The organism is Nocardia sp. NPDC102475, from assembly GCF_055584605.1.
Map to the genome: position 1 here is coordinate 350,801 of NZ_JBVJLS010000001.1, position 13,573 is coordinate 364,373.

Here is a 13,573-nt window from a genome sequence, read left to right on the forward strand (position 1 = left end):
CACCTGTCATCGCTGATCGCGCCCGTCACCTTGGCGCACACGTCATCGCGGGTCACACCCGTCACTGCGGGCCAGTCCGTCACTGCGGACCTCACCCGGCACCGTGGACCGAACGCGTCATCGCGGGCCCCACCGGCGGCTTGATGAATTTCGCTTACACACGGTGTGGCCGCCCTACGGCCTCATTACCATCGAGGGTCATTGTCGGGCTGCGACAGCGCCGTGCCGACTCGGATGATGGGGCGCTCGCACAGTTCGGGCGGTCGATGACATGGCCGCTCGCAATTCGAGGTCCAATTTTCGCGCGCGGGCGGATGTCAGCTGTCGGCGTAGGCCAATAAGCTCGGGGACATGCTCACGCTGCTGTTGTACGTGCTGATCGTCGGCTTGGTCGCCGCGGTGCTGTTCCTGCTCGCCAGTGCGGTCTTCGGGCGAGCCGAGGAACTCGGACCGCTGCCCGAGGGAACAACGGCGACCGTGCTGCCCGCCGAAGGCATCAGCGGCGCGGATGTACGCGCCCTACGCTTCCAGCAGGTGGTGCGTGGGTATAAGGCCGGTGAAGTCGACTGGGCGCTTACCCGGCTCGCGGCCAGAATCGACGAACTGCAACTCCAACTGGCCGAGGCGCGCGGCACCCAGACCCCGAGCGTCCAGCTCCCGAAGCAGCCGAGCGCGCCGCACCAGCAGCCGCAATCAGCGACCGCGCAACCGAACGGAACGATCACCCAGTCACCACCAGCCCCGACCGCTCAATCATCGGCCCCGACCGGCCAGCCCCAAGCCCCGACCGGCCAGTCCCAGGTATCGACTTCGATCACCCCGCAGGCACCGACTGCCCAGCCACCTGCGGCTCCGCCGCACCCACCCACCGACCCACCGAACGGCACCGCGACCCAAGCACCGATTGGACAGCCGTCGGTTGTTCCGCCGAACAGCACTGCGCCCCACGCACCGACCGCACAACCATCGGTCGCCCGTCCGCAGCCACCGACAGCCCAGCAAGCCACACTCCGCTCGCCGAGCGGCACGATTGATCAGCCAGCCCCGACCGGCCAGCCCCAAGCCCCGACCGTCCCGACGAACGGCACAGCGACCCAGGGACCGTTCGGACAGACATCGGTCGCCCAGCCGCAGCCGCCGATCGCACCGCAGAACCGCACAATGCAGACACCGACCGCACAACCATCGATCACCCCGCTGCAGCTGCCGACTGTCCAGCAGACCACGACTGTGCCGCAGAACGGGGTGATCACCCAGCCGCCGACTATGCAGCCCTCCGTCGCCGCCTCGCAGGCTCCGACCGCGCAACAACTACCGGGCGTGCAGCAGACCGCGCACATGCAGCAAGTCCCGACTACACAGCAGACCCCAGCCGTGCAGCAGACCCTGGCCGCGCAGCAAGTCCCGGGCGCGCAGCAAGTCCCGACCGCACAGCACGGCCCAACCACACAGCAAGTCCCGACCGCACAGCAGGTCCCGACCGCACAGCACAGCCCAACCACACAGCAGGTCCCAACCACACAGCAGGTCCCGACCGCACAGCAAGTCCCGACCGCACAGCAAGTCCCGACCGCGCAGCAAGTCCCGACCGCACAGCAGGTCCCGGGCGCGCAGCACAGCCCAACCACGCAGCAAGTCCCAACCACACAGCAGGTCCCGACCGCACAGCAAGTCCCAACCACACAGCACGTCCCGACCGCACAGCACGGCCCAACCACGCAGCAAGTCCCGACCGCACAGCACGGCCCAACCACACAGCAAGTCCCGGGCGCGCAGCAGCTCCCGAGCATGCAACACACCCCATTCGGGCTGGAGCAGAAATGACCGCCGAAATCAACATGGCCGCGGCGGATACGACCGAATCCGACGGCAAGATCCGCTGTCCGTGGTCGGAGGGCTCCCAGCTTTATCGGGACTATCACGACAACGAATGGGGCAAACCGCTGCACGGCGATGACGCCATGTTCGAGCGCATGTGCCTCGAGGCATTTCAATCGGGGCTGGCGTGGATCACCATTCTGCGCAAGCGTCCGGCCTTCCGAACCGCATTTGCCGGGTTCGCGATCGAACGGGTGGCAGCGTTCGGCGATGACGATGTGGCGCGGCTGTTGGCCGACCCCGGCATCGTGCGCAACCGGGCCAAAATCGAAGCGTCGATCGCCAACGCCAGGGTTGCCGCCGACCTCGATACCGGACTCGACGAGTTGATCTGGTCCTTTGCACCGTCCGCCCGGCCGCGCCCGCGCGCGATTGCCGAGGTGCCCGCGACCACCCCCGAATCCATCGCTCTGGCAAAAGAATTGAAGCGGCGTGGGTTCCGCTTCGTCGGCCCGACGACGGCCTACGCGCTGATGCAGGCGACCGGAATGGTCGACGACCACCTGGCCGATTGCTGGGTCTAGCGAGGACGGCCCAACACAGGCCGAGCGGTCACATTTCGAACTCAGGTATCCGTCCGCTCCGGCGATAGGGAAGAATGGGACGGGTGTAGCTCGCCAAATGCCGGCGAGCTCACTAGTTGGTGACAACTGGAGTTCCAAGAAAGTGCGCTGCATATCGCGCAGATCTGGAGGGAGCAGAGGATGGCGGCCATGAAGCCCCGCACCGGGGACGGTCCCCTCGAGGCAACCAAGGAAGGGCGTGGAATCGTGATGCGGGTTCCACTCGAGGGTGGCGGGCGTTTGGTCGTTGAGCTCACGCCGGATGAAGCGGCAGCGCTCGGTGACGAATTGAAGAGTGTCACCAGCTAATCCCACACTCGCTGATGTGGCCGGTCTGCTGGCCTGTCCGGAATGCGGCTCCGAAATGGAGTCGCGGGATCGGGCGTTGCGCTGCGGACGCGGGCACAGTTTCGACATCGCCAAACAGGGTTACGTCAGTCTGTTGACCGGTGCGTCGACGAAAATGACCGGCGATACCTCGGCGATGCTGGACGCGCGTGCCGCGTTCCAGGTCGGGGGACATTTCGCGCCGATCGCCGATGCGGTGGCCACGGCCGTCGCGGCCGACGATCCGGTGCTCGACGGCGGCGCTGTACTCGAGGTCGGTGCCGGAACCGGCTATTACCTGGCCGCGGTGCTCGATGCTGTTCCGGTCATCGGGATCGCCTTGGATGTGGCCAAACCCGCGGCCCGACGCTGTGCCCGCGCCCATCCGCGTGCCGCCTCGGTACTAGCCGACGCCTGGCGCGGACTGCCGGTTCTAGACGGTGCGCTGCATCGAGTGGTCTCGGTATTCGCACCCCGTAATCCGAGCGAGGTCGCCAGGGTCCTCACCGCCGACGGCCGGTTCGTCGTCGCCACACCTACACCACGCCACCTGGCCGAGCTTGTCGGCCCGCTCGGCATGGTGACGGTCGACCCGGGCAAGGACCGTCGTCTCACCGACGCCATGTCCGGCCACTTCGACGCGGTAGACCGCACCGTCGTCGAATACCCGATGAAGCTCACCCGCACCGATATCGGCAACGTGGTGGCGATGGGCCCGTCCGCCCACCACGCCACCAACCACATGGACGGCCTACCGGACACGCTCGAGGTGACCGCCTCGGTCCAGGTCTCGACCTTCCGACGTCAGAACTTGCGAACCTGGTCGTAGATCGCCACGGTTTGGGCGGCGATCTGCAGCCAGTCGAATTCGGCGATGGCGCGGTGGCGTCCGGCGGCGCCGAATTCGGCGGCGAGCACCGGATCACCGGCGGCCTCGTTGACCGCCGCGGCCAGATCGCGTTCGTACTGCTCCGGCGCATTCGCGTCGTAGTGCACCAGGCGACCGGTCCGGCCGTCCACGACCACCTCCGGAATGCCGCCGACATCGGAGGCGACCACCGCGGTCGCACACGCCATGGCCTCGAGATTCACGATCCCCAGCGGTTCGTAGACCGACGGGCAGACGAACATCGTGGCCGCGGCCAGAATCTGGCGAATCTGTTCGGTCGGCAGCATCTCGCGCACCCAGAACACATTGCCGCGCGCCTTGGTGAGTTCCGCGACGGCCGCGGCGACCTCGGTTTCCAGCTCGCGGGTGTCCGGCGCGCCCGCGCACAGCACCAACTGGATCTCCGGATCGAATTCGCGGGCGGCGGCGAGCAGATGCCCGACCCCCTTCTGCCGGGTGATGCGACCGACGAAGGCCACCATCGGCAGGTCGCTACGCACGCCCAATTCGTCCAGGATCGTGCGGGCTCCGCCGACTGGCGGTCCCGGATGCCAGACGGTCGCGTCGATGCCGTTGTGCACCACGTGAACCCGGTCCGGATCGATCGTCGGATAGGCGTCGAGCACATCGTGGCGCATACCCTCGCTCACCGCGATGATCGCGTCGGCGTATTCGACGGCATTGCGCTCCGACCAGGACGACAGCCGGTAGCCGCCGCCGAGCTGTTCGGCCTTCCACGGCCGCCGCGGCTCCAGCGAATGCGCGGTCAACACATGCGGTATCCCGTAGAGGGTGGCGGCGAGATGTCCGGCGAGCCCGGTGTACCAGGTGTGCGAATGCACCACGTGCACCTCACCCGCGGCATCGGCCATCCGCAGCTGGGCCGACAGCATCTGCATGGCGGCATTGGCGGCGTAGAGCATCGGATCCGGTTGGTGCACTACGGCATCCGTGCGTGGCACGCCCATGCAATGCACGGTCACGTCACACAACTGCCGCAATTGCGCGGCCAACTGGGTGACATGGACGCCTGCCCCGCCGTACACCTCGGGGGGATATTCGCGCGTCAACATAGCAACGCGAAGCCGGTCGTGATCGCCGGCTTCCGCCCCCGCACCCCCACCACCCGTGCCGAAACTCACGGCTTCAAACTAGACGTTCACTTTGGCATGGGCCACCTGTACCCGCGTCGCGCGGTAGTTTGGCAGGTGTGAGGAGCCAGCCGCACGTACTCGGGATCGTGCTCGCCGGTGGCGAGGGTAAGCGCCTGTTCCCCCTCACCGCGGATCGGGCCAAACCAGCTGTCCCCTTCGGCGGTGCGTATCGACTGATCGACTTCGTACTCAGCAATCTCGTCAACGCGGGCTATCTGCGCCTGTGCGTGCTCACCCAGTACAAATCGCATTCACTGGACCGGCACATCTCGCAGACCTGGCGGCTTTCCGGTTTCGCGGGTGAATACATCACGCCGGTGCCCGCGCAGCAGCGGCTCGGTCCGCGCTGGTACACCGGCAGCGCCGATGCGATCATGCAGTCGCTCAACCTGATCTACGACGAGGATCCGGACTACATCGTGGTCTTCGGTGCCGATCATGTGTACCGGATGGATCCGGAGCAGATGGTCCAGCACCACATCGACTCCGGCGCGGGCGTCACGGTCGCGGGCATCCGGGTGCCGCGCAGCGAGGCCAGTGCGTTCGGCTGCATCGACTCCGACGAGTCCGGGCGGATCACCCAGTTCCTGGAGAAGCCCGCGCATCCGCCGGGCACACCGGACGATCCGAATGTCACCTTCGCCTCGATGGGCAACTACGTCTTCACCACCAAGGTGCTGGTGGATTCGATCCGGGCCGACTCCGACAACTCCGATTCCGATCACGATATGGGCGGCGACATCATCCCGGCGCTGGTCGCCGCGGGCGAGGCCTCGGTCTACGACTTCGCCGACAACGAGGTGCCCGGCGCGACCGAACGCGACCGCGGCTACTGGCGCGATGTCGGCACGATCGACGCGTTCTACGAGGCCCATATGGATCTGGTCTCGGTGCATCCGGTTTTCAATCTCTATAACAAGCACTGGCCCATTCGCGGCGCGGCGGAGAATCTGCCGCCCGCCAAGTTCGCGCAGGGCGGGCTCGCGCAGGAATGCGTGGTCGGCGCCGGTTGCATCCTGTCGGCCGCGACCGTGCGCAATTCGGTGCTCAGCTCCAATGTCATGGTCGACGACGGCGCGACCGTCGAGGGCAGTGTGATCATGCCCGGCGTCCGGATCGGGCGCGGCGCGGTGGTGCGGCGCGCGATTCTGGACAAGAACGTGGTCGTCGGCGAGGGCGAGATCATCGGCGTGGATCTGGACCGGGATCGGGATCGCTTCGCGGTCAGCAACGGCGGCGTGGTGACCGTCGGCAAGGGCGTCTGGGTCTGACTACGTCGGATTCGACGGACAGAACGGCGCGCAGGCACCGGGTGTTCGCGGCACGGTCGTGGCCGGTGACTTATCGCCGAAATCGGCGGTGACGACCAATAGCATCAGCACAACGGCGAGACCGAGCACCAGCACGAGAAAGATCGCCGACCAGCCCCAGTTGATCGGGTCTCGATCGTCGTTGTCGCGAAACACGCTGAACCTCTCCCCGATCGCCCCTCCCGGGACATCCTCTACTCCTTGATACCCAGTCGGCGGCGGTTTCGCGCGAAATAATTCCGACGGCTATCGCGGGCCGGGTTCCGGTGGTGCGACGGTGACCGTGCAGAACGGTTCGCAGGGACCGGGAGTCAGCGGAACTTTTGTGTGCTCGGTGCCGAAATCGGCATTGCTGACCCACAACAGCACCACCACGGCCAGCACCATGATGAAAATCAGAAAGCCGAGAGCGGGCAGCAGACAACCGCCGCGTGCTCGTCCCTCTTTGATCGTGTGGCCGAAATGGCCGATTTCTAGGATCTGGGATCCGCGCTCCCACACCATGGGCGTCCCTTGCCGTCGTCGAACCTGGCATCAGCTCGAATACCCGTCCGGCGGCGAAGAAATCAGCACACGGCGAATGAAATCCACACGCTCGCAACGCTTGTGAATAGCCGGGCGGTTACTAGCCCCGCGATGCGCAGAGCAGACCGTCGCCGACCGGGATCAGCACGCTGGTGAGTTCGGGATCCTCGGCGATCGCCCTGGTCGCGGCGCGCACGGCCTGGGTCGCCGGATCGCGCTGGGACTGGTCCGGAACCCGGCCGCCGAGCAGGGCATTGTGCAGCAGGATCGCGCCGCCCGCGCGCAGCAGACGCACGGCCTGGGTGACGTATTGCGGATGCTCGAGCGGGGCCGCATCGATGAAAACCAAGTCATAGGCGCCGTCGGCGAGTCGGGGTAGCACATCGAGGGCTCGGCCGTTGATCAACCGGGTACGCGCGGGCAGGATCTCGGCGGTGCGGAATGCCTCCTTGGCCGCGCGCTGATGCTCGGGTTCGGAATCGATGGTGGTCAGGGTCCCGTCCTCGCGCATGCCATCCAGTAGCCACAGCCCGCTGATCCCCGCGCCCGTCCCCACCTCGACCACCGCACGCGCGCCGAGCAGCTGGGCATACATGCTCAGTAAGGCGCCGACCGAGGGTGGTACGGGTAACGCACCGAGTTCAGTGGCGCGCTCACGCGCGCTGACGAGGACCTCGTCTTCCACGACGGATTCCTCCACGTAGGAGAGATTTCGCTCCAGATTCGATGCCACGCCTATGAATCTAGGGCACGAAGTCGCAAGTTTGGCTCATCGGTGAAGCGTTATCCCGTGGCCGTGCGATTAATTGTTTGTCGGGGGCGGGGGCGGATTCTCAGGTGTCTTTCAGGATCTCCACACCCTCGGCATATCGAGGCAGGAAAGAGTATGGGCAAGCAAGACCAGCCGACCGTCCGGCGCGGGGGCGCGGGAACAACGACATACCGATCGTCTGTTGTAACCGTACGTGACGATCCGAGACCCGGATCGCCACCAGATCCGCAGTCACGGTCCCGAGTAGGAGGTATCACCATCCACATGGTCGATGCGGCGCGCGAGTTCGCCACCCTGCCAGCGCAAGCTATCCCGACGGAAGCGGCGCATATTCTCCCGACGGAGGCCGAAATGCACGACGAGGACGTCACCGAAGTCGAGCTGACCGGCACCGCGGCCTTCGACGCGACGGGCGACCGTTCCGCGATGCCGTCCTGGGACGAGTTGGTCCGCGAACATGCCGACCGGGTGTACCGCCTGGCCTACCGACTTTCCGGCGACGCGCAGGACGCCGATGATCTGACCCAGGAAACCTTCATCCGGGTATTCCGTTCGCTGTCGAATTATCAGCCGGGCACCTTCGAGGGCTGGCTGCACCGCATCACCACGAACCTGTTCCTGGACATGGTGCGCAGGCGCAACCGGATCCGGATGGAGGCGCTGCCCGAGGATTACGACCGGGTGCCCGCCGAGGGACCGAGCCCCGAGCAGGCCTATCACGATTCCCGCCTGGATCCCGACCTGCAATCCGCCCTGGATTCGCTGGCTCCGGAGTTCCGCGCGGCGGTCGTGCTCTGTGATATCGAGGGTCTGTCCTACGAAGAGATCGGTGCGACCCTCGGTGTCAAGCTCGGCACCGTGCGCAGCCGCATCCACCGCGGCCGTCAGGCACTGCGCGACTACCTTGCGCATAATGGAAGTGAGCAGCGGTTCGCCGCTGACGCGACCCTGGGGTGATCCGGCGCAAGCCGAACCGCACCCGACGGCCGGATATCCGTTCGGTCGAGCGCAGGAGTGGATGATGTCGGTTGGAAGGGTGAGCACCGAATGAGTGGCGACGCCAGCACGTCAGGTCGTCCCCGTTTCCGTCCCACCGAGCATCTGGCCAGCGAGGCGATCGCGGCCTATGTGGACGGCGAACTGCGGATGAATGCCTATCTGCGTGCCGCCCAACATCTTTCCGTCTGCCCGGAATGCGCGGCGGAGGTCGACGCACAGCAGCAGGCGCGGATCGCGCTGCGCCGGGCCGGTCAGGTGTCGATTCCGACCGATCTGCACGACAGCCTCACCCGTATTCCGCTCGCCGAACTGCCCGGCGGCGCAACCAGCGCGGCCGGCCGCCCCCCCGCCGGAAGCCCCCGCAACGAGGCGGTTTTCGGATTTCTGACCGATTCGTTCACCGCGACCCGGTGGGCAACCTGGTGGCGCAAGTAGAGTTTGCCGAGTGACCACCGAATCGACGAATTCCGGGCCGTCGGAATCGCGGCCCTCCGCAGGCGACACCAACGATTCGGCGCCCCGGGGGAACTTAAGGCCGTCGGACGCGCCCGTACTCGGACCGCGCCCGGTCTACCGGCCCCACGTGGACGGTCACACGGCGCATGCGTTCCGCCGCCCCTCGGGCCAGGCCGGGTCGTTCGGCGACCAGCCCAAGTCGACCGGTTCGGGCGTCCCACAGGTCGGCCCGGAACTGCACAACAGCCCGCCCGACGCGGTGCTCGAGGAGGCTTTCGGTCGCCCCGAGGGCTCCACCGAACTTCTGCAGCGTGACCCCGACGCCGCCGACACCGGCGCACCGGTGGCCGGTCCGGTAGATCCGTGGCGCGATCCCGATGCCGCCGCACGTCTCGGAGCACCCGCCGTCGCCACCCCGCGACCCGCACCGCTGCCGCAGGCGCGGAAGCTCTCGGCCAGGGAGGTGCTCTTCGGCTCCCGGGTGGCGCCCAAGGCGCTGGCCCTGCTCGCGGCCGTCGCGCTGGCCATCGGCGTGCTCGGCGGACTGGTCGGCCGGTTGACCGCGGAGGCGACATCCCCGTTGACCTCGCGCAAGGTCAGCCTGGAGCAGTCCGGCGAGATCGAGCGCCCGCACGGCCTGATCGCCAAGGTGGCCAATGCGGTACTGCCCTCGGTGGTCTCGATCCGGGTCACGGTCGGCGACAACGGTGCGACCGGTTCCGGTGTGGTCATCGACGGTGCGGGCTACATCGCGACCAACAATCACGTGATTTCGATGGCGGCACAGGACAAGTCGAACCGCGCCGCCATTCAGGTGACCTTCTCCGACGGCAGCCGGGTGCCCGCGAATATCGTCGGACGCGATCCGAAGACCGATCTGGCAGTACTGAAGGTCGATGTGAAGAATCTCACTGTCGCCAATCTGGGCAAGTCCAAGGACGTCCAGGTGGGTGACGACGTGCTGGCGATCGGTTCGCCGCTCGGCCTGAGCAAGACCGTCACCTCCGGCATCGTCAGCGCCCTGCACCGTCCGGTCGCGCTCTCCGGCGAGGGCAGCGACACCAAGGCCGTCATCGACGCGGTGCAGACCGACGCCTCGATCAACCCGGGTAACTCCGGTGGCGCACTGGTCGACATGGAAGGCCGGGTCATCGGCATCAATTCCGCGATCCGCAGTGAGACCGGCGGTTCAGTCGGCCTCGGCTTCGCGATTCCGGTGGATATGGTGACCAATATCGCGCAGGCCCTGATCCACGACGGCCAGGTGCACCACCCGAAGATCGGTCTCAGTGCCCGCAGCAAGCAGGTCGCTAACGATGTGATGAGTGGCGCGGCCGTTGCCGACGTGGAGCCCGGCGGGCCGGCGGCCAAGGCCGGAATCGTGGAGAACGACGTCATCGTGAAGATCGGCGATCGCGAGGTGACCGGCCCGGACGAGCTGGTGGTCGCGGTGCAGCAGCGCAAGATCGGCGAGACGGTGAACGTGCAGTTGATCCGCGATGGCAGGCAGGTGGACGTACCGGTCACGCTGGAATCGGACTGAGCCGCGGATGGAATCCGGAGCGGCTCGGCAACGTCGGCCCAGGTAGCCTGGACCCGTGTTCAGCAACATCAGCTGGGGCGAGATGGTCATCCTCCTCGTCGCCGCCCTCGTGATCCTCGGCCCGGAGCGACTGCCCGGGGCGATTCGCTGGACCACGCAGAGCCTGCGCAAGGCTCGCGACTACGCCAGCGGTGCGACCCAGCAGTTGCAGCAGGAGCTCGGACCGGAATTCGAGGACCTGCGTAAGCCGCTGGCCGATCTGAACGAGCTGCGCCAGATGTCGCCACGCCAGATGGTCACCAAACATCTTCTGAATGGCGACGATTCGGTCTTCCGCGATTTCGAGAAGGCGATCCCGGATAAGCAGGACCTGCTCGGCGCCAGCGGCGGCATGCCGGACTACCCGATGCCCAAGCTCGAAAAGCCCTTGGAGCACAACGAACGTCCGCCCATCGACACCGACGCGACGTGACTGTGTTTGATTTGCCGCGCCTGCGGCGCGGCGTGTTCGCGGCCCCCTGGTGTCTCGCGTCCGACCCTTTCGAGCGACCTGCAAGCAGTCGCTAGCGGCGCCGTCGAGACTCGCGACTTCGTCGCATGCGCTTCGACGACTCGACTGTGTTCTATGGCCGCGCCTTCGCGCGGACGCGAGACGGGCCGCGAACGTCGCTCGTTAGACTCGCTCCGACGTGGTTGCTAAGGGTCGCAACGGGTCTGTTGTGTCAAGAAGACTAGACGCTTGATCGTGTCGAGATGTCTAGACTTCGCACATGTCGGCCGATGACGTGGCGCGCGTTTTCGCGATCGAAGATAAAGTCGAGCGACTCAAGGCGGCCACCGATGGGGTGGCGGCGGCCCAGCAGACCATCAACGAACTAACCCGTATCCGCAGGGCGGTGATCAGGGAACTTCATGCCGAAGGCTGGACCTTCGCCAGAATCGGTGCGGCGGCGGGGCTTTCCCGCGCGCGGATCCATCAGGTGAGTACCCAGGGTCCCGCACCGGAAGGTCTGTTTTTCGGGCACGGATCGCTCACGGTAATCGCTCCGGAGGTGCGCGGCGGCCGAGTGCTCGGCGCACCGGATCCGAGTGCGGCACAACGACTGGTGGAGCTACTTCGCGAACTCGGCTTCACCGCAACGGTCGAACACTTCCTGCCTGGCCGACCCGTCGACCTGAATCGCGACGGACTGATCGTGCTCGGCGGGCCCGAACTCTCGCCGAGCATTCGTCAGCTCATCACGGCCGATCCGCGACTGCGGCGCGCGGTGGCGCGAGCCGGGGATGCCCGGCGCGGCATCGAAGATCGGGCGGCCCGGCGGGTGTACCGGCCGGGCGGTCCGGAACCGCACGATATCGCCTATGTCGCGCGTCTGCCGCGTCCCGACGGACGCGGCACCGCCCTGATCATCGACGGCCTGCACCCACCCGGCTCGCTCGGCGCAATTCGTTTGCTCGCAACAAGATTGGCCACGCTGCACGAACGTGCTGCCACACATCTGTTTTCGGTGCTGGTCGCCGTCCGATACGACCGTTCCACAGGGGAACCAGTCGATGCCGATCTGCTCACACCGGTGTATCGGCACGATGCCGAGCCCAGATCGATCTCCGGCCTTCGACGCTGAGTTGTTCGACTGCTGGAAACCTTTTGGCAATCGAGTAGAGATCGCGACCGCCGCGCGGCACCTGGATTCAACGGAGCCGCGCGATATTTCACTCGCCCCCGAAGAACCCAGGTAGCTCACAGCAGTTCGCAATGAACCGTGATGTGTAACACATCACCTAGACCTTCCATCTGGGCTCGGCGACAGCAATGCTGAGTTAGCTAGCTGATAACTATGGTGGTAGGTGGGTTTCACATGGAGGTTCCGCGTCCGATGAGCGCGCGTACTGCACCCGGGTTGGGGGTCGAGCTCGAAGGGGGCAGTCCGACAGCGGAACCGGTGACCACCACCCATCGGCTCACCTACAGCAATCGACTCAGGGTCTTCATCGGTCCGGACGACTCCGTGATCAACTTCCTGCGCCCGATGCGCAGACTGGACGGATTCGATTCCTACTCGGTGAATCTCACCCGGCTACCACATCCGATGCCCGCGTCCGAGGTCACTGCGACGCTCAGCGCCGCGCCGGGCAGGAACTCCGTGGAGTGCATCGGGTCGGCCGACATGCTGGCCATCGAGCTGCGCACCGAGGACGACGGGATGCCCCGCCGGTACCTGCTCGGCCTGCCCGGCGAGCGCGTCGGCTACCCGGGCGTCGACGTGCCGAATGGGACCGAACTGCTGCGCGTGTACCCCGACGAGATCTTCGACGCCGAACATGCGGCGCAGGTATTCGCGACCTACTTCCACACCGGCGATATCCCGGCCGGTTTCCAACTTCGTGAGGTTCTCGATTGATGCGCAACGTCTGGAGGGGACAACCATGAATGTCATCGTGATCGTGAGTGTCGCACTTGTTGTCGTGGTGATCGCCGCTGTGGTCACGATGCTGGTGCGGCTGCGGCGCAATCGCACTCATCTGACCGTTGCCGATCTGCAGGCGCGTTTGGCCGAGGGTTGCATCCGGACGGCGTCGAGCGCGCCGCACCGCATGAACTCGGACGCAGTGCATAGAAACTTGCCGAGCGTCGGCGGCCGGCTCGGCTACCGCGTCACTGTCGTCGACGCCTGCGAAACCTTAACTCACCATCGGTCTCGGCGACACGATCAGCACACCCTCGACGAGTTCATGACTGCGACTGTTGTTCTCGGGCAGCGCGATCCAAACATCCAGCGTCAGAAGATGATCCGGGCGATGCGCAGTGGGCACACCCCGGTTCGTTCTTACCGGATCTGAATACCAGCGATGCCTTGGGCGTTCTGTTGGTCCTGCTCGGCGAGCCGGGCGACCGATACCTTGATTGTGTCGCGGATCAGCTTCACCACCTCGATGTGCTGGAGTCGACATCCCCGTCACCGCCGATGGCTTTCTCGCCCAGCATCTTCGCCAGCTGGTCCGCGCATTCGAATTTGCCCAGACCCGTGACGGTGTCCATTCGCTCGAGCAGAGCCCGGCAATCTTCATAGATCTGAATCTGTTTCTCACAGGCTGCGTAGCAGTCGTTTGCGGCCGATGGATCGAGAGTCAGCCGCCACGTTCATAGGAGACGCGG

Annotated in this window: 15 protein-coding genes and 1 pseudogene; 12 read left to right on the plus strand and 4 right to left on the minus strand. The window is 65.9% G+C overall.

Annotation, left to right across the window (positions count from 1 at the left end):
• Positions 1 to 351: 351 nt before the first annotated feature.
• The 4 genes and pseudogenes from ACZ60G_RS01590 to ACZ60G_RS01605 form a co-directional block, all read left to right on the plus strand.
• Positions 352 to 621, plus strand: a pseudogene (locus tag ACZ60G_RS01590) (DivIVA domain-containing protein); the annotation flags it as partial.
• A gap of 1,199 nt (positions 622 to 1,820) precedes the next feature.
• The gene (locus ACZ60G_RS01595; RefSeq protein WP_465806302.1) at positions 1,821 to 2,402 is read left to right on the plus strand and encodes a DNA-3-methyladenine glycosylase I; all 582 of its coding nucleotides are present in this window, start codon (positions 1,821 to 1,823) and stop codon (positions 2,400 to 2,402) included.
• 180 nt (positions 2,403 to 2,582) lie between these two features.
• On the plus strand, positions 2,583 to 2,750 hold the full coding sequence (locus ACZ60G_RS01600) for a DUF3117 domain-containing protein (RefSeq protein WP_011211259.1): 168 nt from the start codon (positions 2,583 to 2,585) through the stop codon (positions 2,748 to 2,750).
• A gap of 16 nt (positions 2,751 to 2,766) precedes the next feature.
• Entirely contained in the window at positions 2,767 to 3,597 is an 831-nt protein-coding gene (locus tag ACZ60G_RS01605; protein WP_465806305.1) for a putative RNA methyltransferase, read from the plus strand.
• Here the strand turns inward: ACZ60G_RS01605 and glgA are convergent.
• Entirely contained in the window at positions 3,573 to 4,730 is a 1,158-nt protein-coding gene (glgA, locus tag ACZ60G_RS01610) for a glycogen synthase (RefSeq protein WP_465806741.1), read from the minus strand. The genes ACZ60G_RS01605 and glgA overlap by 25 nt on opposite strands.
• 137 nt (positions 4,731 to 4,867) lie before the next feature.
• Here glgA and glgC point away from each other — a divergent pair, with 137 nt between their 5' ends.
• On the plus strand, positions 4,868 to 6,082 hold the full coding sequence (gene glgC, locus ACZ60G_RS01615; protein ID WP_040695098.1) for a glucose-1-phosphate adenylyltransferase: 1,215 nt from the start codon (positions 4,868 to 4,870) through the stop codon (positions 6,080 to 6,082).
• Here glgC and ACZ60G_RS01620 read toward each other — a convergent pair whose 3' ends face one another.
• The 3 genes from ACZ60G_RS01620 to ACZ60G_RS01630 all read right to left on the minus strand — a co-directional run bounded on the left by ACZ60G_RS01620 (position 6,083) and on the right by ACZ60G_RS01630 (position 7,379).
• A complete protein-coding gene (locus ACZ60G_RS01620; protein WP_465806307.1) occupies positions 6,083 to 6,277 on the minus strand; it encodes a hypothetical protein in 195 nt (64 codons plus the stop codon).
• A 90-nt stretch (positions 6,278 to 6,367) separates the two neighbouring features.
• Positions 6,368 to 6,625 (minus strand): hypothetical protein, encoded by a 258-nt coding sequence (locus ACZ60G_RS01625; protein ID WP_465806309.1) that lies wholly within the window; start codon positions 6,623 to 6,625, stop codon positions 6,368 to 6,370.
• A 121-nt stretch (positions 6,626 to 6,746) separates the two neighbouring features.
• Positions 6,747 to 7,379 carry an O-methyltransferase gene (locus ACZ60G_RS01630; protein WP_433525075.1) on the minus strand — a complete coding sequence of 211 codons (633 nt, stop codon included), beginning with the start codon at positions 7,377 to 7,379 and terminating at the stop codon, positions 6,747 to 6,749.
• Positions 7,380 to 7,769: 390 nt separating this feature from the next.
• Between ACZ60G_RS01630 and sigE the strand changes: the two genes are divergently transcribed.
• From sigE to ACZ60G_RS01665, 7 genes are all read left to right on the plus strand, one after another.
• Positions 7,770 to 8,375 carry an RNA polymerase sigma factor SigE gene (gene sigE / locus ACZ60G_RS01635; protein WP_465806743.1) on the plus strand — a complete coding sequence of 202 codons (606 nt, stop codon included), beginning with the start codon at positions 7,770 to 7,772 and terminating at the stop codon, positions 8,373 to 8,375.
• 90 nt (positions 8,376 to 8,465) lie between these two features.
• Positions 8,466 to 8,852 (plus strand): zf-HC2 domain-containing protein, encoded by a 387-nt coding sequence (locus tag ACZ60G_RS01640; protein ID WP_465806311.1) that lies wholly within the window; start codon positions 8,466 to 8,468, stop codon positions 8,850 to 8,852.
• Positions 8,853 to 8,862: 10 nt separating this feature from the next.
• Positions 8,863 to 10,416, plus strand: a complete 1,554-nt coding sequence (locus ACZ60G_RS01645) for a S1C family serine protease (RefSeq protein WP_465806313.1) — start codon at positions 8,863 to 8,865, stop codon at positions 10,414 to 10,416.
• Positions 10,417 to 10,471: 55 nt separating this feature from the next.
• On the plus strand, positions 10,472 to 10,888 hold the full coding sequence (gene tatB / locus ACZ60G_RS01650; RefSeq protein WP_465806315.1) for a Sec-independent protein translocase protein TatB: 417 nt from the start codon (positions 10,472 to 10,474) through the stop codon (positions 10,886 to 10,888).
• 298 nt (positions 10,889 to 11,186) lie between these two features.
• Positions 11,187 to 12,041 carry a hypothetical protein gene (locus ACZ60G_RS01655; protein ID WP_465806316.1) on the plus strand — a complete coding sequence of 285 codons (855 nt, stop codon included), beginning with the start codon at positions 11,187 to 11,189 and terminating at the stop codon, positions 12,039 to 12,041.
• 252 nt (positions 12,042 to 12,293) lie between these two features.
• Entirely contained in the window at positions 12,294 to 12,818 is a 525-nt protein-coding gene (locus ACZ60G_RS01660) for a hypothetical protein (RefSeq protein ID WP_465806318.1), read from the plus strand.
• A gap of 25 nt (positions 12,819 to 12,843) precedes the next feature.
• On the plus strand, positions 12,844 to 13,257 hold the full coding sequence (locus tag ACZ60G_RS01665) for a hypothetical protein (RefSeq protein WP_465806319.1): 414 nt from the start codon (positions 12,844 to 12,846) through the stop codon (positions 13,255 to 13,257).
• The last annotated feature ends 316 nt before the right edge of the window (positions 13,258 to 13,573 follow it).